The organism is Streptomyces sp. PTY087I2 (assembly GCF_001687325.1).
In the GTDB taxonomy this organism is placed as follows: Bacteria; Actinomycetota; Actinomycetes; order Streptomycetales; family Streptomycetaceae; genus Streptomyces.
Genome location: NZ_LZRD01000003.1, coordinates 1 through 20,921 on the forward strand (window position 1 = coordinate 1; position 20,921 = coordinate 20,921).

21 protein-coding genes and 1 pseudogene are annotated in these 20,921 nt (G+C 72.3%); 5 read left to right on the plus strand and 17 right to left on the minus strand.

The window, feature by feature from the left end:
• From A3Q37_RS37605 to A3Q37_RS03510, 3 genes are all read right to left on the minus strand, one after another.
• On the minus strand, positions 1-1,456 hold a 1,456-nt coding region (locus tag A3Q37_RS37605; RefSeq protein WP_065477358.1), incomplete at its 3' end, for a hypothetical protein.
• A 172-nt stretch (positions 1,457-1,628) separates the two neighbouring features.
• Positions 1,629-2,009, minus strand: a complete 381-nt coding sequence (locus tag A3Q37_RS03505; protein ID WP_065477360.1) for a PPOX class F420-dependent oxidoreductase — start codon at positions 2,007-2,009, stop codon at positions 1,629-1,631.
• A 41-nt stretch (positions 2,010-2,050) separates the two neighbouring features.
• Entirely contained in the window at positions 2,051-2,356 is a 306-nt protein-coding gene (locus A3Q37_RS03510; protein WP_065477362.1) for a helix-turn-helix domain-containing protein, read from the minus strand.
• A gap of 73 nt (positions 2,357-2,429) precedes the next feature.
• Here A3Q37_RS03510 and map point away from each other — a divergent pair, with 73 nt between their 5' ends.
• Positions 2,430-3,197, plus strand: coding sequence for a type I methionyl aminopeptidase (map, locus tag A3Q37_RS03515; protein WP_065477948.1), 768 nt, complete (start codon positions 2,430-2,432; stop codon positions 3,195-3,197).
• A 30-nt stretch (positions 3,198-3,227) separates the two neighbouring features.
• Here the strand turns inward: map and A3Q37_RS03520 are convergent, their stop codons facing one another.
• Positions 3,228-3,947 carry a glycoside hydrolase family 75 protein gene (locus tag A3Q37_RS03520; RefSeq protein WP_065477364.1) on the minus strand — a complete coding sequence of 240 codons (720 nt, stop codon included), beginning with the start codon at positions 3,945-3,947 and terminating at the stop codon, positions 3,228-3,230.
• Between the two features lie 78 nt (positions 3,948-4,025).
• Positions 4,026-5,849, minus strand: coding sequence for a gamma-glutamyltransferase (gene ggt / locus A3Q37_RS03525; protein WP_065477366.1), 1,824 nt, complete (start codon positions 5,847-5,849; stop codon positions 4,026-4,028).
• Positions 5,850-5,954: 105 nt separating this feature from the next.
• Between ggt and A3Q37_RS03530 the strand changes: the two genes are divergently transcribed.
• A complete protein-coding gene (locus tag A3Q37_RS03530) occupies positions 5,955-6,698 on the plus strand; it encodes a hypothetical protein (protein ID WP_065477368.1) in 744 nt (247 codons plus the stop codon).
• A gap of 11 nt (positions 6,699-6,709) precedes the next feature.
• Here the strand turns inward: A3Q37_RS03530 and murJ are convergent, their stop codons facing one another.
• Positions 6,710-8,359 (minus strand): murein biosynthesis integral membrane protein MurJ, encoded by a 1,650-nt coding sequence (gene murJ, locus A3Q37_RS03535; protein ID WP_065477370.1) that lies wholly within the window; start codon positions 8,357-8,359, stop codon positions 6,710-6,712.
• A 142-nt stretch (positions 8,360-8,501) separates the two neighbouring features.
• Here murJ and A3Q37_RS03540 point away from each other — a divergent pair, with 142 nt between their 5' ends.
• Positions 8,502-9,710 (plus strand): Ig-like domain-containing protein, encoded by a 1,209-nt coding sequence (locus tag A3Q37_RS03540; RefSeq protein ID WP_065477372.1) that lies wholly within the window; start codon positions 8,502-8,504, stop codon positions 9,708-9,710.
• 56 nt (positions 9,711-9,766) lie between these two features.
• A pseudogene (locus tag A3Q37_RS35335) lies at positions 9,767-9,964 on the plus strand (CocE/NonD family hydrolase C-terminal non-catalytic domain-containing protein); the annotation flags it as partial.
• 32 nt (positions 9,965-9,996) lie between these two features.
• On the opposite strand, the gene A3Q37_RS03545 reads toward A3Q37_RS35335, so the two are convergent.
• From A3Q37_RS03545 to A3Q37_RS03565, 5 genes are all read right to left on the minus strand, one after another.
• Positions 9,997-10,893, minus strand: a complete 897-nt coding sequence (locus A3Q37_RS03545) for an amino acid ABC transporter permease (protein ID WP_065477373.1) — start codon at positions 10,891-10,893, stop codon at positions 9,997-9,999.
• Complete coding sequence (locus tag A3Q37_RS03550) at positions 10,890-11,534, minus strand: amino acid ABC transporter permease (RefSeq protein WP_065477378.1); 645 nt, start codon at positions 11,532-11,534, stop codon at positions 10,890-10,892. Before A3Q37_RS03550 ends, A3Q37_RS03545 begins: the two co-directional genes overlap by 4 nt.
• A 16-nt stretch (positions 11,535-11,550) precedes the next feature.
• A complete protein-coding gene (locus A3Q37_RS03555) occupies positions 11,551-12,480 on the minus strand; it encodes a glutamate ABC transporter substrate-binding protein (protein WP_065477381.1) in 930 nt (309 codons plus the stop codon).
• 11 nt (positions 12,481-12,491) lie between these two features.
• Complete coding sequence (locus tag A3Q37_RS03560; RefSeq protein ID WP_065477383.1) at positions 12,492-13,235, minus strand: amino acid ABC transporter ATP-binding protein; 744 nt, start codon at positions 13,233-13,235, stop codon at positions 12,492-12,494.
• Positions 13,236-13,382: 147 nt separating this feature from the next.
• Positions 13,383-13,823 carry a DUF6278 family protein gene (locus tag A3Q37_RS03565; RefSeq protein WP_065477385.1) on the minus strand — a complete coding sequence of 147 codons (441 nt, stop codon included), beginning with the start codon at positions 13,821-13,823 and terminating at the stop codon, positions 13,383-13,385.
• 109 nt (positions 13,824-13,932) lie between these two features.
• Between A3Q37_RS03565 and A3Q37_RS03570 the strand changes: the two genes are divergently transcribed.
• Entirely contained in the window at positions 13,933-14,712 is a 780-nt protein-coding gene (locus A3Q37_RS03570) for an SDR family NAD(P)-dependent oxidoreductase (protein ID WP_065477387.1), read from the plus strand.
• A gap of 36 nt (positions 14,713-14,748) precedes the next feature.
• Here the strand turns inward: A3Q37_RS03570 and A3Q37_RS03575 are convergent, their stop codons facing one another.
• From A3Q37_RS03575 to A3Q37_RS03600, 6 genes are all read right to left on the minus strand, one after another.
• Entirely contained in the window at positions 14,749-15,495 is a 747-nt protein-coding gene (locus tag A3Q37_RS03575; protein ID WP_065477389.1) for a Clp protease N-terminal domain-containing protein, read from the minus strand.
• A gap of 75 nt (positions 15,496-15,570) precedes the next feature.
• On the minus strand, positions 15,571-16,350 hold the full coding sequence (locus tag A3Q37_RS03580) for an exodeoxyribonuclease III (RefSeq protein WP_065477391.1): 780 nt from the start codon (positions 16,348-16,350) through the stop codon (positions 15,571-15,573).
• 42 nt (positions 16,351-16,392) lie between these two features.
• The gene (locus A3Q37_RS03585; protein ID WP_065477393.1) at positions 16,393-17,046 is read right to left on the minus strand and encodes an MBL fold metallo-hydrolase; all 654 of its coding nucleotides are present in this window, start codon (positions 17,044-17,046) and stop codon (positions 16,393-16,395) included.
• A gap of 13 nt (positions 17,047-17,059) precedes the next feature.
• Positions 17,060-18,376: an alpha/beta fold hydrolase gene (locus A3Q37_RS03590; RefSeq protein WP_065477395.1), complete on the minus strand. Its 1,317-nt coding sequence runs from the start codon at positions 18,374-18,376 to the stop codon at positions 17,060-17,062.
• Between the two features lie 585 nt (positions 18,377-18,961).
• Entirely contained in the window at positions 18,962-19,558 is a 597-nt protein-coding gene (locus tag A3Q37_RS03595; protein ID WP_065477397.1) for a hypothetical protein, read from the minus strand.
• A gap of 77 nt (positions 19,559-19,635) precedes the next feature.
• Complete coding sequence (locus A3Q37_RS03600; RefSeq protein WP_006128622.1) at positions 19,636-20,802, minus strand: ROK family glucokinase; 1,167 nt, start codon at positions 20,800-20,802, stop codon at positions 19,636-19,638.
• Positions 20,803-20,921: the final 119 nt, after the last annotated feature.

Consider the following 20,921-nt stretch of genomic DNA (forward strand, 5'->3'; position numbering starts at 1 on the left):
CGGCCCCGGCGACGGCCTGCCCGGCGCCCGGATCCGGGTCGACCGGCTCCGCGACCCCGTCCGCACCCCGGTCCCGCCCGGAGCGCCCCCGGCCCCGTCCGCCGTGGCCTTCGCGGCTTGCCGGGCCTGGGTCCCCCTCGGCCGCCGCACCGCCGAAGCGGGCGCCGCGCGGGGCGGGCACGCGGGAACGTTCGGGTTCGGGCGGCCCGGGGAGGGGCGAGGGGGCGTATGCGGCGGCCTCTTCATCATCGACATCCAGCCCGGCGAACCGTGCGCCACGGGGCTTCTTGCGCCGGGGGGTGGGGGCGGGGGCGGGCGGGCCGCTGGAGGGCTGGGGCGTTCGGTGGGGCTCGGTGGGGCTGGAGGTCTCAACGGCCCTGCGAGGCTCGGCGGGCCCGGAGGGGGCGGTGGGTCCGTGGGGCTCGGTGGGCCTGGAGTCCTCGGGGTCCCCGACAGCCCCGAGAGGCCCGGTGGACCCATAGGACGCGGCGGCCCCGGTGGGCCCGAAGGCTCCGTAGGGCTGGGCGGGCCCATGGGGCTCGGCGGCCCATGAAGGCTCGGCGGGCCCGGAGGGGGCAGTGTCCGCGTAGGGCCCGGCGGCAAGGCCGGCCGGAGGCTCGGAAGCCTCGGGGTCCCAGGTCTCGGGGGCCTCCGGGGCGAAAGCCCCGGCGGGGCCGCCCCGAGCGGTGTCATCGGTCCACACCGGTTCGCCCTCCGTCCCCGGACCCCGGCCGTACGGGTGCCCGGCCACCGCCTCCCCGGCCTCGGCCTCCGCGCGCGGCTGCGGGACTCTGCCCGCCCCGGCGGACCTGGCGGCGGAGGTCGCGGCCCCGGCGGACCCGGCCGCTCCGGCGGAACCAGCTCCCCCGGCAGCCTCCGTGAACCCGGCGGGCCCGGAGGCCGTGGCCCCCGCGGGCCCAGAGGCCCCCGCCCCGCCCGCCCCCGCGCGCCGCCCCTCCCCGTCCTCCGAGCGCAGCCAGCCCTCGGGGGCCGCCACCGCCGCCAGCCGCTTGCGGAGCTCCGTGCAGCGGGCGGTGGCCCGTTCGTGGTCGTCGCGGGCCCAGGCCAGCGCGTCCGGGTCGGACGGGGCCGGGGCGCGCAGGCGCTCCGCCGCCCGGTGCTGTTCGCGGACCATCAACTCCAGGCGGTGGACGAGCTCCTGGCGGCCGCCGGGTCGCCGGTCGTGGGCGGCGGCGGACGCGGAGTAGAGCGCGGCGGCGCGGACCGAGACCTGCTCGGCGAACCGCGTGCCGTGCAGGGCCGCGAGATCCGCGAGCAGCGACTCCACCACGTCCCAGGGCGGGATCTCCACCCCGTCGAGGCAGGACCGCATGCCCGCCGGGTCGCGCCGGGCGAAGACCCCGTACCAGCCCCGCCCGGGGTCGAGGCGCGCCACCAGATCCCGCAGGTACTGCGCGAACGCCCCTACTTCGTACGCCTGCTGATGCACCGTCATCGTCGCCCTCGCCGACCGCCGACCGTCGACTGGAGCCTTCCAGTCCGGAGGCATTCGACCGCAGCCGTGTTACAGCGCGGCTACGCGCAGCTTTCGGGCGCGCTGCGGCGGGAGCACGGCCGCCGGGCCGCGCGCCCCCCCGGAACGAGGAGGCCCGGAAGGCTCGGAACGCTCAGAAAGTGATGGCGATCCCGGTGTGCGGCCGCTTGCCGAGCCGGGCGATCGTGGCGGGCCAGTCGACGAGCCAGAACTTCCACGTGTACTTGCGGGCCAGCAGTTTGCGCGCCGCGCGAGTGCCGTCCTCGTCGAGGAGCCTGGCCTCGCCCTCGGCGCTGGGGGCGCCGTCGGCGATCCTGCCGCGTACGTCGCAGACGGTGACCACGACCTTGCCGTTGTTGCGCAGCCGCTTCACCTTCCACGAGTCGGAGCGGGTCCAGACGTACAGCACATCCCCCTCGGCGGCGGCCCAGACGGGCGTCGCGACGGGCGTGCCGTTCTTCCGGTACGTGGTCAGGCTGACGTACTCGCTGCGCGCGAAGTCCTGGAGAGTCACGGGCGTGACCCTACGCCCTGCCCGTTACACCCGCCGCGCCGCTACGCGATCAGCGGCGCCGCGCCCGGCACCGGAGTCGGCACCGCGGCCCGCACCTCGGCCGGCTCCGCCGCGCAGCTGCCGAGGATCTCGTCGAGCGAGAGGCCCAGCGCACCGGCGAGGGCCGCCACGGTGAAGAAGGCGGGCGTCGGGGCGCGGCCGGTCTCGATCTTCCGGAGGGTCTCCGCGGAGATTCCGGCGCTCGCGGCGACGGCGGCCATGCTGCGCTCCCCGCGCGCCGCACGGAGTAGCGCGCCGAGCCGTTCGCCGCGCAGGCGCTCTTCGGGGGTGAGTGGGGTGCGGACCATGGGCCCATCCTACTACGGGATGCGATTTCTATACCGTTATTACTATACCGATTCGACCGGTATAGTAATGGGCATGGTGCACATCAAGACGGACACACAGATGAACGCGATGCGCGAGGCCGGCCGGGTCGTCGCGCAGATCCTGACCCGGGCGCGGGAGATCGCGGCGGTCGGCGTGACGCCCCGACAGCTGGACGAGGCGGCCCGCGAGGTGCTGAGCAAGGCCAAAGCCGCCTCCCCCTTCCTGAACTACAAGCCGCACTTCGCGCCCACCCCGTTCCCCGCCGTCATCTGCGTCTCGGTCAACGACGCGGTCGTCCACGGCATCCCGTCCGCCGAGCCGCTGCGGGACGGGGACCTGGTCAGCGTGGACGCGGGCGCCCTCCTCGACGGCTGGGCCGGCGACTCGGCGATCAGTTTCACCGTGGGCGAGGCCCGCCCGGAGGACACCCGGCTCATCGCCACCGCGAACGAGGCCCTGGCGGCGGGGATCGACGCGGCCGTGGTCGGCAACCGGATCGGCGACATCGCCCACGCGATCGGCACGGTCTGCCGCGACGCGGGCTACGGCATCCTGGAGGGCTACGGCGGCCACGGCATCGGCCGGTCCATGCACGAGGACCCCTCCGTGCCGAACGAGGGACGGCCGGGGCGCGGCATGACGCTGCGGCACGGAATGGTCCTGGCGATCGAGCCGATGCTGCTCGCCGGGGGCCTCGACGAGTTCCGCCACGACCCCGACGGCTGGACGCTGCGGACGACGGACGGCAGCCGGGCCTCGCACGCCGAGCACACGGTGGCGATCACGAACGACGGCCCGCGCGTCCTGACCGCGCTCTGAGCGCCCCTCCAGGCAACCCCGGACCCCCGGCTACGAGCGCCCGACGAACTCCCTCGCCAGGGCCGCTCCCCGGCTCTGCGCCCGCGCGCGGCTCTCGATCGGGGAGATGCGGGAGTCCTTGAACGCGATGTACGTGACGCCGGACGCGGCGCCCCCGGTCGACGAGTCGGGGTCGATGCCCAGCGCCTTCGCCATGGCGTACGACGCCTCCCCGATGATGCCCGTGGGGCCGGTGTCGCCGATCACTCCGTACCGCACCCGGTCCCGGTACACGACCGCCACCACGCTGCCCCCGGTGAGCCCGGACTTCCGGTAGTCCCACACCTTGCTCGGGCCCGGTACGACCACATGGGGCAGTGCGGCCGAGTCGAGGGGTTCGCCTCGGGAACTCTGGAACGCGGTCTCCGGCAGGAAGTACGGGTCGGTCTTCCGGTTGCAGGCCTTCGTCTTCCGGCCGTCGCAGTCGATGTCCATGTCCGCCTTCCAGAACACGGCGTCCCCTGTGCCGCAGACCGGAACCGTGGCCTTCGCACTACCGCTGTCCGTGCGGTACTTGCCCTTCGAGATCCGGGAACAGGCGCGGACCTCGGCGAGCAGTTCGGCGGCGGTCACCGCGTCCGTCACCTCGTCAGCCTCCGCTTCCGTCTCCTGGCCGGAGGCGGAAGCGGAGGCTGACGCGGGCAGCGCCGTCGCTCCGAGGAGGGCGGCGCCGCAGGCGGCGGATGTCAGGGTGAGCATGCGGGTGCGCATGGTGCGGAAGGACCCTTCCCGTAGGCGAGGGCCCCTGCGGGCCCGTGGCGGCGGCGTCCGGCGCCGCCCCTCCCCGCCTCAGTGCCCGCGGCCCGGACCCGGATGCACCACCATGGCCGAGCCACCGCCCCGGCGCACCTTTTCCGCCGCCGCCAGCCAACGGCCGTCGGGCAGCCGCTGCACCCCGGTGGCGGCGCCGATCTCCGGGTTCTGCTTGAACGCGTGACCGCGCTTCTCCAGCTCCGCGCGGACCGGGCTGTTCCACAGGTCCGGCTCGATCTCGGTCGTCGGCGCGTTGCGCTGGCTGGCGCGCGGCGCGGCGATCGCGTCGACCAGCGGAAGCCCCCGGTCCAGGTGTCCGGTGAGCGACTGGAGCACGGTCGTGATGATCGTGGCCCCGCCCGGCGAGCCGAGGGCCAGCACCGGCTTGCCGTGCTTCAGCACGATGGTCGGCGCCATCGACGAGCGCGGCCGCTTGCCCGGTGCCGGCAGGTTCGGGTCGTGCACCGCCGGGTCGGCGGGGGCGAAGGAGAAGTCGGTCAGCTCGTTGTTGAGCAGGAAGCCGCGCCCGGGCACGGTGATGGCGCTGCCGCCGGTGGACTCGATCGTCAGGGTGTAGGCGACGACGTTGCCCCACTTGTCGGCCGTTGTCAGATGGGTGGTGCTCTCGCCCTCGTACGTCGTCGGCGCGGCCCTGCCGCCACTGCCGCACCGCTCCGGGTTTCGTGGGTCGCCCGGCGCCAGCGGGCTGGTCAGCGCTCTGTCGTCCCGGATCAGGCACTCCCGCGTGTCCGCGAACCGCTGACTCAGCAGTTCCTTCGTCGGTACGTCCTCGAAGGCGGGGTCGCCGACCCAGCGGCCCCGGTCGGCGAACGCGATCCGGCTCGCCTCGATGAGCCGGTGGAGGTACTGGGTCCGGTCGACCCGGGAGAGGTCGGTGGACTCCAGGATGTTGAGGGCCTCACCGACGCTGGTGCCGCCGGACGAGGAGGGGGCCATGCCGTAGACCTCCAGGCCCCGGTAGTTCACCCTGGTCGGGTCCTGGCGCAGGGTGCGGTAGGAGGCCAGGTCCTTGCGGGTGAGGTCGCCGGGACGGACGACCCGGGTGGCGTCCGGGTCGACGGGCGGCTTGCGGACCGTACGGACGATGTCGTCGGCCAACGCGCCCCCGTACAGCTCGTCGACGCCTTCGCGGCCGAGCTTCTCGTACGTACGCGCCAGGTCGGGGTTCTTGAACACCGAGCCGACGACGGGGAGTTCGCCGCCCGGCAGGAAGAGCTTCGCGGAGGCCGGGAAGTCGGCGAACCGGGCCTGGTTGGCGGCCGTCTGCGAGCGGAACGTGTCGTCGACGACGAAGCCGTCCCGGGCCAGGCGTTCGGCCGGTTTCAGCAGCGTACGCAGGGACTTGCTGCCCCACGCGTCCAGCGCCCGGTCCCAGGTGGCCGGGGTGCCGGGCGTACCGACGCCGAGCCCGCTGGTCACCCCCTCCTCGAACGGGATCGGCTTGCCGTTCTCCAGGAACAGGGAGGCGTCCGCGCTGCGCGGGGCGGTCTCGCGGCCGTCGATCGTCTGCACCCGGCGCGTCTTCGCGTCGTAGTGGACGAAGTAGCCACCGCCGCCGATGCCCGCCGAATAGGGCTCCGTCACGCCGAGCGCGGCCGCGGTGGCCACGGCCGCGTCCACCGCGTTGCCTCCCTGGCGTAACACCTCGATCCCGACGGCCGACGCGTCCGGGTCGACGCTGGAGACCGCTCCCCCGTGGCCCACCGCCACCGGGGACTTGGGCGACGCGGGGCGCGGAGTGGTGGTCGCCGCCGAGGTCGCCGGGGCGGCGGCTCCGAGCGAGGCGACCACGGCGAGTACGGCCAGCAGGGACGTGTTCCGACCGACGGAACGGCGCATACGTACCTCCAGTCAACGGATCTCCGCCGCAGGGTAGCCCCGGGAAACCCGGATCGTCAGGACCGCCTCGAACGGATACCCGAATGACCGATACCATGCGCGCCCATGACGGACGACGTGCGCAACATCGTGCTGGGCGTGATAGCCGCCGGGGTCAGTGCCTCGCTGGGCTGGCTGGCCCGAACCTATCTCTGGCGGCGGGGACTCCGCCGCAAACAGGCCTTCTTCGGGCTGCCGACGAACTCCGAATGCCTGCTGGTGGTCAACCGCTACGCGGGCGCCGAGGGGTCGGTGCACCGCCACGACGCCTTCGCCCTGCTGGAACTCTCCGCGCTCATCAAGGACTGCGGTGCCCATGCGCAGATCGTCACCCATGACACGGCCCAGCAGGGGTTCGGGGAGCGTACGGAGTACTGCGTCGGCGGCCCGACGTCCAACCAGCGGATGGCGGCGCATCTGCGGACCCTGCTGCCCGGGGTGCGGATCAACGTCGAGCAGGATCCGGGGCCGGACCGGGTGGCGTTCCAGGTCGGCTCGGAGCGCTACCGGATGGAGCCGGGCACCGCGGAGTACGTCCTGCTCGCCCGGCTGACGGGCGGTCAGGAGTCGCGCCCGGTCTTCCTGTTCTGCGGTCAGCGGGCCATCACCAACCAGGCGGCCACCCGTTACGTCACCCGCAACTACGACAAGCTGCGCCGCAAGCACGGGAACAAGTCGTTCTGCCTGCTGCTGAAGGTCGTCAACTCCCAGGCGTACGGCCCCGATGTGGTCGAGCTGGTCGGCGATGTGACCCGCGAGGCCCAGTCCCCCACCCCGAGCACGCCCGCCTCGCACCGGGCGGGCAGCTGACCGGAGCCGCCTCAGCGGCGCAGCCGTGCCCGGCCGGCCGTCAGCATCGCGGTGATCTCCGTTATCCCGAGCGGCCGGGCCAGCAGCACCACGCCGAGGAGAAGCGTGAGTGTCCCGGCCCCGGCTGCCGCCACGTCGCCCACCCCTTCCGCGGCGCGCGCAGCCCCGTACGCCAGGGCCCCGGCGGGCAGGCAGGCGGCGATGAGGCGGGCGTGCGCGCCGAGGGTCGGTGAGCGCAGCAGGGAGCCGGCGCCGGGCCCCGAGAGCCGGCGGGTCAGGACGTACGCGGTGACGGCGAACCCGGCGCAGAAGGCCACCGTGCTCGCCCCGGCCATCCCGGTCACCGCCCAGCGCGCCGGGAGCAGCAGATAGGCGACGGCCGTCAGGCCCGCCTGGACGGCGGCGATCACCAGGTTGAGAAGAAACGGGGTGCGGGTGTCGCTCATCGCGTAGAAGCCGCGCGAGAGGACGTACTGCCCGGAGAAGGCGATCAGTCCGGGGGCGAAGGCCATCATGATTCCGGCCATCACCGTGACGTCGGCGGCGGTGGTGCGTCCGTATCCGAGGACCGAGCCGATCACCCACGGCGCGAGCACCAGCAGGACCGTGGCGGCGGGCACCACGACGGCGGCGCTGGTACGCAGGGCGTACGCGACGTCGCGCCGCACCCCGGCGAGGTCGCCGTCGGCCGCGGCCCGGCTCATCCGGGGCATCAGTGCGGTGACCAGCGAGACCGTGACGATGCCCTGCGGGACGACCCAGAGCTGGTAGGCGTAGCTGTACGCGGTGTAGCCCGCGCCGCCCGCGACGTGCTGCTCGGTGGCGTGGAGTCCGCTGGCGGTGGAGAGCCGGGTGACGACCCAGTACGCGAGCTGATTGGTGAGCACGAGCAGCACCAGCCAGCCGGCGGCGCGTATCGGCCGGGTCAGTCCGCTGCCGCGCCAGTCGAACCGGGGCCGCCAGCGGAACTTCGCGGCGCGCAGCGCGGGTATCAGGGCGAGCGTCTGCACGGCTATCCCCGCGGTGGTGCCCCAGCCGAGGAGGTGGGCGTGCGTGTCGGTGAGGGTGCCGTCGGCGTTCGCGGCGACGCCGATGTAGAGGCCGAACACCCCGATGATCACGATGTTGTTGAGGACCGGGGTCCACATCATCGCGCCGAACCTGCCGCGTGCGTTGAGGACTTGGCCGAGCAGCGTGAAGAGCCCGTAGAAGAGGATCTGCGGCAGACAGTAGCGGGCCAGCGCGATCGTCAACTCCGCCTGGCGGCCCTCGTAGTCGGTGTAGAGGCCGACGACGAGAGGCGCCGCCGCCACGGCGAGCGCGGTGAGGGCGAGGAGGCCGACGGTGCACAGGGTGAGCAGCCGGTCGGTGTACGCGGCTCCGCCGTCGGCATGCTCCTTGGCGGCGCGGACCAGTTCGGGGACGAAGACGGCGTTGAGCGCGCCGCCGATGAGGAGGATGTAGAGGATGTTGGGGACGGTGTTGGCGACCGTGTAGCCGTCGGCGGTCAGGCCGGTGCCGAGCGCGGCGACGACGACCGCCGAGCGGACGAAGCCGGTGGCGCGCGAGACGACGGATCCGGCCGCCATCACGGCCCCGCTGCGCAGCACGGATGCGGGCCGGGCCGGTGGGCCGGTGGTGCTGGTGGCGGTCGCGCTCACTGGTGGTCCCCCGCGTTCCTCGGATCGGCCGACGGGCGATCGTAACGCGGGGAAAGCGGCCGGATTTTCCGGTGCGCGGAAGGAACCCGGCCTGGGGGAAATACCTCTCCCCTGCTGAGCACCCAGCCCTGGAGGTCTTTCCGTGAGTTCCGCACGCCCGCGCATCCGTCGTTCCGCCCCGTCCGGCCGGAGGGCCCGGCTCGCCCTGGCCGGGCCCGCGGCGCTGCTCGCCGCCGCGCTGACCGCGTGCTCGGGCGGCGGTTCGGGCTCCGCCGAGGCGGGCGGGGACGCCAAGGCGCCCGGCACCAGCATCACGGTGAACCTCCGGGGCAAGGCGGCGGCGCCGGGTGGGCCGGTGAAGGTGACGCTGGCGCACGGGAAGCTGAAGGCCGTGTCGGTGAAGGCGGGCGAGGGCGGCCCGCTGGCCGGGAAGATAGCCGCCGACGGCCGGACCTGGACGTCCGACCGGGTCGCCGCGCCGGGCACCGCGTACACCGTCGAGGCGACGGACGCGGACGGCGGCAGCGACCGGGCGACGTTCGCCACCGCCGAGGCCGAGAAGGTCAACAAGCTGTCGCTCGCGCCGGGCAAGAACACGACCGTGGGCATCGCGCAGCCGCTGTCCGTCGTCTTCGACCACCCGGTGAAGAACAAGGCGGCCGTGGAGAAGGCCCTGAAGGTGTCCACCTCCAACGGCACCGAGGGTTCCTGGGGCTGGCTCCAGGACTACTCGGGCAAGGACCGCGTCGACTGGCGGCCCAAGGAGTACTGGAAGCCCGGCACGAAGGTCACCCTGGACGCGCGGCTGAACGGCGTCGACACGGGGGCGGACGGCGGCTGGTTCGTCCGCGACTACGCGACGACGTTCACCGTCGGCGCGGCCCAGGTGGTCAAGGTCGACCTCGACGGGCACCGCCTCGCCCTGCACCGGGACGGCAAGCAGGTGCTGGACCTGCCGATGTCGGCGGGCACCCCGGGTGGCGAGAAGGCTTCCTGGCGGGGCACGGCGGTCCTGATGTCGAAGGAGGGCACGATCAACATGCGCTCCGAGACGGTGGGCCTCGGCGACGCCTACGACAAGATGGTCGACTACTCGATGCGGCTGACCTGGTCGGGGATGTACGCCCACGCCGCCCCGTGGAACGCGCCGTATTTCGGCCAGGCCAACCGGAGCTCCGGCTGCCTCGGGATGAGCGACGCCAACGCCGCGGCGCTGTACGGGCAGGTGCGGGTGGGCGACCCGTTCGAGATGACCGGCGCGGAGGCCAAGGGCACGGTCGCCGAGGGCAACGGCTACGGCGCGTGGAACCTCTCGTGGGCGGACTGGCAGGCCAAGAGCGCCCTGAAGTGACCCGGTAGTGCCCGTTCGAAACCTCGGACGAGCTGTGCACCACGGTCACCGGCACGACGCCGGGCCGGCCGTTCCCCGTGGGCCTGGAGCTGGGCTCCACGGCCTACGACGTCCCGGCCGGTCACCGGCTCGCCCTGGTGATCGACACTGTCGATCCGCTGTACATCGGGCACGACCCGACCGGCGCGCAGCTGACCTTCTCCTCGCCCGGCACGGACCCGAGTCAACTCCCGGTCCCGCTGCGCGAGAAGTGATCACCGGCTGCTGCCGGGCGGGCACTGCCCGGCTACTGCCCTCCTGGCAGCAGCGTCCCCGGTTCGGCCGGGGCGACCCCGACCGCTCTGGTCTTCAGGTTGCGCCGCTGCCGCTTGGCCACCCAGGTGGCGAACCACGAGAGCAGCATGCACATCCCGATGTAGATCGGTGAGATCACCATCACGACGGGGATGAAGGGAAGATCGTAGTCGAGATTCGACGCGATCAGCTTTCCGGCGTGGAGGAATTCCTCGTAGGTGATCAGATAGCCCAGTGAGGTGTCCTTCAGCGCGACCACCAGCTGGCTGATGATGGTCGGCAGCATCGCGCGTACGGCCTGGGGGGCCAGGACGTACGTGGTGACCTGGGTCTTGCGCATCCCGAGCGCGTACGCCGCCTCGCGCTGGCCCCGGTCCACGGCGTTGATCCCGGTGCGGAACACCTCCGCGAGGACGGAGCCGTTGTAGAGGGTCAGCCCGGCGACGAGGGCGGGCAGCGGCTGGACCTTCAGCGCCACGAAGATGAAGAAGATCATCACGAGCACGGGCATGGCCCGGAAGAACTCGACGAGCAGGGTGGAGATCCAGCGCAGCACCCGGTGTTCGGAGAGCCTGCCGACGGCGAGGACCGCGCCGAGCGCGAGCGAGAGGACCGCCGCGTACGCGAACGCCTTGAGGGTGTTGCCGAGGCCGCGCAGCAGCAGTTCCTGAATGCCCTTGTACTCGAAGGGTGTCCACTTCTGCGCGGTGAACTGGTCGGTGTCGAAGAGCAGATAGACGATCCAGCCGAACAGGGCGACGATCAGGACCGTCGAGGCGATCCCGTACATCAGGTGCCGCTTGCGGGTCACCGGGCCCGGGATGTCGTAGAGGGCGGTGGCCTCGGGCGCCGAAGCCCTGGACGGCTTGCGGGTGAGGGTCTTGGTCATCGTGCGACTCCCCAGCGCTTCTCCATCACGTTGAACACCGCGCTGATGGTCAGGGTGATGATCAGATAGCCGACGGCGATCCAGATGAAGGACCAGATGATGCTGTAGCCCAGTTCGTTGAGCGTCTTGTAGGTGCCGAGGAGTTCGGTGACGCTGAACGCCCCGGCGATCGCGGAGTTCTTCGCCAGCGCGATCAGGGTCGAGCCGACCGGCGGGATCACCGACCGGAACGCCTGTGGCAGGGCGACGGTGCTCAGGGTCTGGCCGAAGGTCATGCCGAGGCTGCGGGCGGCCTCGCCCTGGCCCTTGGGCACGGTGTTGATGCCGGAGCGCAGCACCTCGCAGATGAACGCCGAGGTGTAGCAGCCGAGCGCGATGACGGCGAAGACCTGGAACGGCAGGACGAGCCCGAAGCGGGGCAGGCCGAGCAGGACCGCGAAGAACAGCAGCGTCAGCGGGGTGTTGCGGAGCACGGTGACCCAGACCGTGCCGAGCACCCGGAAGGAGCCGACGGGCGCGACCCGGAAGGACGCCATCAGGAAGCCGAGGACGAGCGCCAGTGCCGAGGCGTAGACGGTCAGTTCGACGGTGCCGAGGAAGCCCTTGCCGTAGAGGGAGAAGTTCTCTGTCAGTACATCCATGGGTGGGGCCGTCCCCTCACGTCGCCGGGTAGCGGTCGATGGGCGGCGGGGTCGGCGCGGGCGCTCCGGAGAGCCCCAGCGTCGCTTCGTACGCCTTCTTCCAGTTGCCGTTCTTCTCGTTGGCCTCCAGCGCGTCGTTGAGCGCGTTGCGCAGGGCGTTGTCGCCGCGCGGTACGCCGATGCCGTACGGCTCCTCGGAGAAGGGTTTGCCGACGACCTTCATCTCGTCGGGCGCCTTGGCCGCGAAGCCGAGCAGGATCGCGTCGTCGGTGGTGACGGCGTCGACCTGGTAGGTGAGGAGGTTGTCGACGCAGATCGAGTACGTGTCGTACGCGACGAGCGTCGCCTTGGGGTAGTCGGCGGCGATCCGCTGGTAGGGCGTGGAGCCGGCCGCCGAGCAGACGGTCTTGCCCGCCAGGTCCTGGGGGCCTTTGATGTCGTCCTCGTCGGTACGCACCAGCAGCCCCTGGCCGGCCATGTAGTAGGGGCCGGCGAAGCCGACGAGCTTCTTGCGCATGTCGTTGATGGTGTAGGTGCCGACGTAGTAGTCGATCTGGCCGTTCTGAAGGGCCGTCTCGCGGTTGGCGGAGGCGATCGTGCGGAAGCGGATCGTCTTGGGTTCGAAGCCGAGCGAGGCCGCCATCATGCGGGCGATCTCGATGTCGAACCCGGAGTAGATCCCGCTCGCCGGGTCCTTCTCCCCCAGGTAGGGCTGGTCCTCCTTGGCACCGACGATCAGATAGCCGCGCCGCTTCGCCTTGGACCAGGTGCGGGAGTCGGGCAGTTCGAAGCCGGTGTCGACCTGGTACACCGGCAGGGCCTCGGCCTTGGGACCCTTGACCGGCGGGCTGCCGTCCTTGCCGCAGCCCGCGGCGAGTGCGGCGAGCAGGAGGCCGGCCACGAGGGCGGCGGCCCTGCCCGTACGCGTGTTCCTCGTACGCAACACGGAATCCCCCCTCAGTGCTTGAGGATCTTGGACAGGAAGTCCTTGGCGCGGTCGCTCGACGGGGACGTGAAGAAGTCCTCCGGGACGCGGTCCTCGACGACGCAGCCGTCGGCCATGAACACGACGCGGTTGGCGGCGGAGCGGGCGAAGCCCATCTCGTGGGTGACGACGATCATCGTCATGCCGTCCCGGGCCAGTTGCTGCATGACTTCAAGGACCTCGTTGATCATCTCCGGGTCGAGCGCCGAGGTGGGCTCGTCGAACAGGAGTGCCTTGGGGTCCATGGCCAGGGCGCGGGCGATGGCCACGCGCTGCTGCTGGCCGCCGGAGAGCTGGGCGGGGAACTTGTCGGCGTGGGCGGCGAGCCCGACCCGCTCCAGCAGTTCCCGGGAGCGCCGGTCGGCCTCGTCCTTCTTGCGCTTGCGGACCTTGAGCTGCGCCAGCGAGACGTTGTCCAGCACGGTCTTGTGGGCGAAGAGGTTGAACGACTGGAAGACCATGCCGACTTCGGCGCGGAGCTGGGCCAGGCCCTTGCCCTCTGCGGGAAGAGGTCTGCCGTCGATCGTGATGCTGCCGGACTCGATCGTCTCCAGCCGGTTGATCGCCCGGCACAGGGTGGATTTCCCTGAGCCGGAGGGGCCGATGACCACCACCACCTCCCCGCGGCCGACGGTGAGGTTGATGTCCTGAAGTACGTGCAACTCCCCGAAGTGTTTGTTGACGTCCCTCAGTTCGATCAAAGGATCGACGGCCATGCGCTGCCCTACCCACTTGTCGCTGTGTCGAGGTCAGCGCAAACTATCCATCGCGAAAAGGGACTTCGCACCCGACACGCGTAAATGGCGCAAAAGGCTTTTTAACTGGATTAGCCGGGGCGAGCGGGCCGCCCGCCGGCCCTCCGCTCAGTTCTCGGCGGACTCCGCGTACACCTGGGAAAGCTCCGGGCTGCCCGCCATCGCCCAGTCGAGCCCGGCCGAGACGACATCGATCTCCCGCCCGGACTCCAGCCGCACCACGGGCCGGCCGCTCGGCCAGATGTCCCACGCGGCGCCCGGCACCGTCCGTACGATCACCGTGCCGAGGTAGAGACCGGCGTCGTTGCCGAGCCAGGGCAGTTCCTCGGCGTCGTCGCGCCAGCGGGGCGGCAGCTGGTCGAGGGCGGCCAACGAGGCGGGGGTGTCGTCGAGTTCGAGTCCTTGCTGCCCCGCCCGGACGCGCAGCAGTTCGCATTCGGCGAGCAGCTCGGCCACACCGTCGGGGTCCGTCTCGACGGCGGCGGCGAGTGCGCCGGACTGCGTACCACCCTGACGCTTACGCCAGTTGTCCAAGAAAGGGATGTTCATACCACTAGGGTCCCATCCCGGCCAGGTTCCGCACCACAGGGCGCGCGGCGTTCACCGGTCCCCCACCCCGCCCCCGCCGGAGATGCGAGCGGATATCTAAGGTGCGTACATGAGTACACAGACCTACATCTCGGAACTGTTCTCGCTGGAAGGCCGGGTGGCGGTGGTCACCGGCGGCAGCTCCGGCATCGGCCGGGCGATCACCGGCGCCCTGGCCCGGGCCGGCGCGAGCGTCGTCGTGGTGGCCCGCCGGGAGGCGGAGCTGCGGGCGACCGTGGACGAGCTGACCGCCGAGGGCTGCCGGGCGGCCTGGGTGAGCGCGGACCTGAGCACCGCCGAGGGCGTGCGCGCGGGAGCGGAGGAGGCCGCGGCGGCGTTCGGCGAGCCGGACATCCTGGTGAACTGCGCCGGGATCAATCTCCGCCCGCCGATGACCGAGCTCGGCGAGGACATCTGGGACACCACGATGGCGGTGAACCTGAAGGCGCCGTTCCTGCTGGGGCAGCGGTTCGGGCCGGGCATGGCGGAGCGGGGGTACGGGCGGATCATCCACATCACGTCGCAGCAGGCGCACCGGGCCTTCGTGAGCAGCGGCGCCTACGGGGTGTCCAAGGGCGGCCTGGAGTCGCTGACCCGCTCACAGGCCGAGGCGTGGTCGCCGCACGGCGTCACCGTGAACAGCCTGGTGCCCGGGTTCGTGCTGACCCCGCTGAACGCGCGCCTCCAGGAGGACCCGGAGAAGGTGGCGTCGCTGGCCGCCCGGACCCTGGTCGGCCGGAACGGCCTCGCGGAGGACTTCGCCGGGGCCGTGGTGTTCCTGGCAGGGCGCTCGTCGGCGTACGTCACCGGGCAGTCGGTGTTCGTGGACGGTGGGTTCTCGGTGCACTGAGGCCGCCGTCCACGCACACGGGGGTTGCCCCGGGGCTCAGGGCTTCTGCTGCCGGAGGGCCTGGGCCGCCTCGCCCACCGCACGCTCCACCGCGGCGGACACGGCTTCCTTGTCCAGGCCGAGGCCGGTCAGGACGCCGGAGCCGTCCTCGAACTCCAGCAGGGCCAGCAGGATGTGCTCGGTGCCCACGTAGTTGTGGCCGAGCCGCAGGGCCTCGCGGAAGGTCAGCTCCAGGACCTTGCGGGAGTCCGGGTCGTACGGGATGAGCTCGGGCGCCTCGTCGACCGGGGCGGGCAGCGCCGCCGTCGCCGCCGCCCGCAGCGCCTCCGGCTCCACGCCCTGGCCGACGAGGACGCGGGCGGCGATGGCCTCGGGCTCGGCGAGCAGGCCGAGGAGCAGGTGGGCGGGGACGATCTCGGCGTGCCGGGCGGCCTGGGCCTCGTTGTGCGAGGCGACCACCACGTTGCGGGCGCGCGGGGTGAAGCGGTTGAAGCCCTCGTTGGGATCCAGGTCCGAGGAGCCTTCGGCCTTCTTGGGCACGAAGCGCTTCTGGGCGGCCTGGCGGGTGACCCCCATGCTCCGGCCGATGTCGGTCCAGGAGGCGCCGGAGCGGCGGGCCTGGTCCACGAAGTGGCCGATGAGGTGGTCGGCCACGTCGCCGAGGTGGTCGGCGGCGAGGACCGCGCCGGAGAGCTGTTCCAGGGCGTCGTCGTTGGTCTTCTTGATGGCCTCGATCAGATCGTCGAGGCGTACGGAAGGGGTGACGGGAAGAGGCTGCGTCATGTGACAACCGTAGGTTGACACCTCCGGAGTGTCAACCTTGGGTTGTCGCATGCCCGCGGTCTCTCGCCCGCCCGCTCAGAGGTCGAGGTCGACCACCACGGGAGCGTGGTCGGACGCGCCCTTCCCCTTGCGCTCCTCACGGTCGACGTAACTGTCCTTGACGGCGGCGGTGAACGGGGCGTTGCCGAAGGTCAGGTCGATCCGCATGCCCTTGTTCTTCGGGAACCGCAGCTCGCGGTAGTCCCAGAAGGTGTAGGCGCGGTCGTACTTGAGGGGGCGGGGGTGGACCTCGCTCAGGCCCTCCGCCTCCAGGGCCGCGAGGGCGGCGCGCTCGGCGGGCGTCACATGCGTGGCGCCCTCGAACAGCGCCGGGTCCCAGACGTCCTCGTCGGTCGGGGCCACGTTGAAGTCGCCCAGGACCGCGAAGGGCAGGGCTCCGGCCGCGTCCGCCGCCACGGCCTTCCGCAGCGCCTCCAGCCAGCGCAGCTTGTACGCGTAGTGCTCGTGCTCGACCTCGCGGCCGTTGGGCACGTACACCGACCAGAGGCGCAGCGGGCCGCAGGTCGCCGAGATCGCGCGGGGCTCCTGCACGCCGTCGTACTCCGGGCCGCCGGGCAGCCCGGAGACGACGTCGGTGAGGCCGACGCGGGAGAGCAGCGCGACCCCGTTCCACCGGCCCGTCGCGTTGACCGCGGATTCATACCCCGCCTCGCGCAGGGCCTCGGCGGGGAACTGCTCCGCCGTGCACTTGGTCTCCTGGACGCACAGCACATCGGTGCCGCTGCTCTCCAGCCAGGCCAGGAGCCTCGGCAGCCGGGCGGTGATCGAATTGACGTTATAGGTGGCGATGCGCATGGCAGCCAACCTAGCGGCTCCCACTGACAGCGGCCGCCGGGCTCACAGCTCGGTGGTGCCGCCCGGGGCCAGCCGGCCGTGGTCCGCGCCGCCCAGGGCGCCGATCTGGTTGTCGTAGATCGGGCGGGCCAGATCGGTCAGCAGGGCGTCGTGGACGTCGATGGCGCGCCGCGGCTTCACCTCGCGTACGTAGTCGATGACCTCGGAGATCTTGCTCCAGGGGGCCATCACCGGCAGCAGCAGCGTGTCCACGGGGCGCTCGGGGACGGTGAGCGCGTCGCCGGGGTGGAAGACCGAACCGTCCACCAGGAAGCCGACGTTGGTGATCCTCGGGATGTCCGGGTGGATCACCGCGTGCAGCTCGCCGTGGACGGTGACGTCGAATCCGGCGGCGGAGAACGCGTCCCCGTCGCCCACGGTGTGCACCCGGCCCGGGAAGGCGGCCGAGAGCTGCTCGGCGACGCTGCGCAGCGTCCAGATCTCGGCCGCCGGGTTGGCCTCCAGGCCCGCGCGCAGCCGCGCCTCGTTGAAGTGGTCCGGGTGCTCGTGCGTCACCAGCATGACGTCCGCGCCGAGCGCCGCGTCGTCCTCGGAGAAGCCTCCGGGGTCGATGACCAGGACGCGCCCCTCCTTCTCGATCCGGACGCAGGAGTGGGTCTTCTTGGTCAGGGTGAGTGCCCCCGGCGATGCGTTCATGGCCCCCATCCTGCTACGCGGGCGGCGTGGTTTCCTCCTGGATCACCTTCTGCGCCACGGCGAAGGCGGCTCCGGCGGCCGGGATGCCGCAGTAGACGGCACTCTGGAGCAGAACTTCCTTGATCTCGGCGGGCGTCAGACCGTTGCGCAGGGCGGCCCGGGTGTGCGCGGCCAGCCCCTCAAGGTGGCCGGAGGCGACGAGCGCGGTGAGCGTGATGACGCTGCGGGTGCGGCGGTCGAGGCCGTCCCGGCTCCAGACCTCACCCCAGGCGTACCGGGTGACCAGCTCCTGGAAGTCCTCGGTGAAGGCGTCGGCCGAGGCGTTCACCGCGTCGACATGGGCGTCGCCCAGCACTTCGCGGCGGACCTTCGTGCCCTGCGCGTGCCGGTCGTCCGGGGTCGGTGCGACGGCGTCCGGCGCGGCGCCGGCCGGGGCGATCTCGGCCACCGGGACGAACGGCACGCTGGGGGCGGCGGGCGCGGTGACGTGGGGCAGTACGGGGATCGCGGCCGAGGTGTCCTGCTGCCAGGCCGTGGAGAAGTGCATCAGCAGCAGGTCGCTGACGGCGGCGGGCTGCTCGACGGGCGCGAGGTGGGACGCGCCGGGGACGAGCGCGAGGCGGGCGTCCGGTATCCCGGCGACCAGCGTGCGGGCCTCGGCGGGCCCGGTGACCTGGTCCTCCGCCCCGACCAGCACGAGGGTGGGGACGCCGATCCGGCCCAGCGCGCCCCGGATGTCGAACGCCGCGAGCGCCTCGCAGGCGGCGATGTAGCAGCCGGGGTCGGTGGTGCGGACCATCTGCACGGCCCACTCCACGATGGCGGGCTGCGCGGCGGCGAACCCGGGGGTGAACCAGCGCTCGGGCGCGGTGCGGGCCATCGGCTCCAGCCCGTTGGTGCGGACGATCACCCCGCGCTGACGGAACTCGTCGGCCGTGCCGAACCGGGGCGAGGAGGCGACGAGCGCCAGCGAGGCGACCCGGTGCGGATGCCGCAGGGCCAGGTCCGCGCCGACCGCCCCGCCGATGGAGCAGCCCGCGTAGCCGAAGCGCTGGACACCGAGCCCGTCCAGGGTCGCGAGCAGCCGGTCGCCCAGCTCGGCGACGGACGCGGCGGCGTGGGCGGGCGCGCCGCCGTGGCCGGGCAGGTCGTAGCGGAAGACCCGCCAGTGCTGGGACAGCTCGGGGATCTGGCGGTCCCACATGTGCCACGTCGTCCCGAGCGAGGGCCCGATGACGAGGACCGGGGCGTCCTCGGGGCCGTCGAAGCGGTACTGAAGCGTGCGCGGGGAGCCGGTGGGCGCGTGCGCTCCCTGCGGGGCGGGCGGCACCTGCGGACCGGCCCCGGGGGTGGCGGCGTGCGGGCCGGGGGCTGCCGAAGCGACCTGGGGTACGGGGGTGGCCTGCGGGCCCGGAGCAGCCGAAGCGGCCTGCGGTACGGGAGTGGCCTGCGGGCCCGGAGCAGCCGAAGCGGCCTGCGGTACGGGAGTGGCCTGCGAGCCCGGAGCAGCCGAAGCGGCCTGCGGTACGGGAGTGGCCTGCGAGCCGAGCGGGGCCTGCGGGGTGAACGGGCCCTGGGGCGGCTGCGGGACGAACGGGCCCTCTGGAGCCGACGAGGCCGGCGGGGCGAACGGGGTCGGATCCGGCTGTGCGGTCGCCGGGGCCTGCGGGAATCCGGGCGTCCCGTGGCCGCCGGGAGGCGGGAAGGACGACACCGGATCCGGGAAGGGCTCCGGTGCGGCGGCGGCCGACAGGGGCACGGCGTCCGGTCCCTGGTGCGGGGACGGAACCGCCTGCTGAGGCGCTCCGGGATGCGGGGCGGGCCCACCGGAGTGGGGGGCCTGCACGGGCTGCGGGGTCGTCTCGCTCACTTCGCTCACTCGCTCCAGGTTACTGAGCGCCCCTCCGGCCCCCGGTCAGGGGGTCGCCGCCGATACGACATACACGACAGGACTGGCCGGATCGGTCATGTTGACCGTGATGTTCTGGGTGGGGCGCGGCTTCTTGTTGCTGTGCGTGGTGCCGGCCCAGTGCTCCCCCGGGCCGAAGGACCAGCCGGTGATCTTGATGTCCCGCGGGCTGATGGAGATCTTGTCCGGCTCCAGCGCCGCACGTCCGGTGCCCATCTGGGTCAGGAAGCGGTCGAGACCGGCGGAGGTGGTACGGAACTTCGCGTACAGCCGGCTAGCTTTCCAGTTGTTCGTCTCGTAGTACTGGACGCCCTGTCCGTTGCCGGGGATCGGGACCTCGAAGATCCGGCGCTGCATCTTGGAGGGCCAGCCCTCGCGCAGCCCCTGGGCGGCCGCCTCGGTCTCCTTGTCCATGCCCGAGCGGCGGCTCTGCCCGGCCGAGATCAGCAGATAGCCGGCCGGGACGCCGATCAGCAGGACGATGATCGTGGCGGTGATGAAGCGCCGCTTGAACACGCGCCGGCGGTCCTCGGGCGGTCTGCCCTCGCCGTCGCCCGGCGACTCCGACTGGTGCGGCACCACGGGGTGCTCGGCTGCGATCATGATCAGGTGGTCCCTAGGTGCTGCGGCGACGTGACGAGGCGTACGGAAGGGTGGACGCCGGGGAGGGCGGTCGCGGTTCAGTCGGCGGTACGGGTGGACCGCGTGTTGCGGATGGTGCTCGCCGCCTGGTCGTAGATCTGGGCGTACCGCTCGTACCGCTCGACGCGCCGCCGGTTGGTCCGACGGAAGCGGCGGGCGACCAGCCGCGCCAGGTCCGCGGCGCCGACCATACCCGCCTCGGGGCCCAGCTGGGCCTTGGCGATCCTCGCCTCCGGGCGGTAGCCGCGACCGGTGAGATGGCGCTTGAAGGCGTCCCGGGCGGGGTTGATCAGGAGGTCGTCGGCGGCGCTGACACCGCCTCCGATCACGAAGCAGGAGGGGTCGAGCGCGGCGGCCAGATTGGCGATGCCGATGCCGAGCCACTGGCCGATGTCCTGGAGGAGTTCGATGCACATCGCATCGCCCTCGCGGGCCAGTTCGGTGATGAGCGGCCCGGTGATGTCGGAGACGTTCCCCTTCACCCGGTCCAGCAGATAGTGGGCGACCGGGGAGTCGGCGGCGGCCAGCTCCTTGGCCTCGCGGACGAGGGCGTTGCCGGAGCTGTACTGCTCCCAGCAGCCCCGGTTGCCGCAGGGGCAGCGGTGGCCCGAGGGCACGACCTGCATGTGGCCGAACTCACCGGCGACCCCGTACTTGCCGCGCTTGACCTGGCCGTCCTCCAGGATCGCGCCGCCGATGCCCGTACCGAGCGTGATCATGACGAGGTGGTCCTCGCCGCGGCCCGCGCCGAAGCGCCACTCCGCCCAGGCGGCGGTGTTGGCGTCGTTGTCGACCATGACGGGGACGACGAGGCGGGAGGCGATGGCGTCGCGCAGGGGTTCGTCGCGCCAGGCGAGGTGGGGGGCGAAGAGGACCTTGGAGCGGTCGGCGTCCACCCAGCCCGCCGCGCCGATGCCGACCGCGTGGACGTCGTGGCGGTCGGAGAGGTCCAGGACCAGTTCGACGATGGTGTCCTCGACGACCTTGGGGCTCTTGGACTTGTCGGGGGTCTCGGTGCGGACCTTCTCCAGGATGTTGCCGTCGGCGTCGACGACGCCCGCCATCACCTTCGTACCGCCGATGTCGATCCCGACCGTGGGGACGCGGGGCGCGGACAGGTGCGAGCGGCGTTCCTTGGTGCCGACCGTCTTGAGGACGGTGGCGCGGGCGGAGCCGCGGTGGGCGAAGTCGCGGTACGTGCTCATCGTCCCTGCGGGGTCTGGGAAGGGGCCGGCCGGCTCTCGCGCCCGGCGGCGGACGGCGCCCGCCGGGCTCGATTCTGCCACTGCCGGACCCCGGGAGCGCTCGCCCGGGGTCGGCCGCG

Excerpts from the sequence above, each read along its gene's own strand:
- A3Q37_RS03510 (WP_065477362.1), bottom strand. The coding sequence starts at position 2,356 with ATGGTCCGCACCCCACTCACCCCCGAAGAGCGCCTGCGCGGCGAACGG.
- map (WP_065477948.1), top strand. The coding sequence starts at position 2,430 with ATGGTGCACATCAAGACGGACACACAGATGAACGCGATGCGCGAGGCC.
- A3Q37_RS03520 (WP_065477364.1), bottom strand. The coding sequence starts at position 3,947 with ATGCGCACCCGCATGCTCACCCTGACATCCGCCGCCTGCGGCGCCGCC.
- ggt (WP_065477366.1), bottom strand. The coding sequence starts at position 5,849 with ATGCGCCGTTCCGTCGGTCGGAACACGTCCCTGCTGGCCGTACTCGCC.
- A3Q37_RS03530 (WP_065477368.1), top strand. The coding sequence starts at position 5,955 with ATGACGGACGACGTGCGCAACATCGTGCTGGGCGTGATAGCCGCCGGG.
- A3Q37_RS03545 (WP_065477373.1), bottom strand. The coding sequence starts at position 10,893 with ATGACCAAGACCCTCACCCGCAAGCCGTCCAGGGCTTCGGCGCCCGAG.
- A3Q37_RS03550 (WP_065477378.1), bottom strand. The coding sequence starts at position 11,534 with ATGGATGTACTGACAGAGAACTTCTCCCTCTACGGCAAGGGCTTCCTC.
- A3Q37_RS03560 (WP_065477383.1), bottom strand. The coding sequence starts at position 13,235 with ATGGCCGTCGATCCTTTGATCGAACTGAGGGACGTCAACAAACACTTC.
- A3Q37_RS03565 (WP_065477385.1), bottom strand. The coding sequence starts at position 13,823 with ATGAACATCCCTTTCTTGGACAACTGGCGTAAGCGTCAGGGTGGTACG.
- A3Q37_RS03570 (WP_065477387.1), top strand. The coding sequence starts at position 13,933 with ATGAGTACACAGACCTACATCTCGGAACTGTTCTCGCTGGAAGGCCGG.
- A3Q37_RS03575 (WP_065477389.1), bottom strand. The coding sequence starts at position 15,495 with ATGACGCAGCCTCTTCCCGTCACCCCTTCCGTACGCCTCGACGATCTG.
- A3Q37_RS03580 (WP_065477391.1), bottom strand. The coding sequence starts at position 16,350 with ATGCGCATCGCCACCTATAACGTCAATTCGATCACCGCCCGGCTGCCG.
- A3Q37_RS03585 (WP_065477393.1), bottom strand. The coding sequence starts at position 17,046 with ATGAACGCATCGCCGGGGGCACTCACCCTGACCAAGAAGACCCACTCC.
- A3Q37_RS03595 (WP_065477397.1), bottom strand. The coding sequence starts at position 19,558 with ATGATCGCAGCCGAGCACCCCGTGGTGCCGCACCAGTCGGAGTCGCCG.
- A3Q37_RS03600 (WP_006128622.1), bottom strand. The coding sequence starts at position 20,802 with ATGAGCACGTACCGCGACTTCGCCCACCGCGGCTCCGCCCGCGCCACC.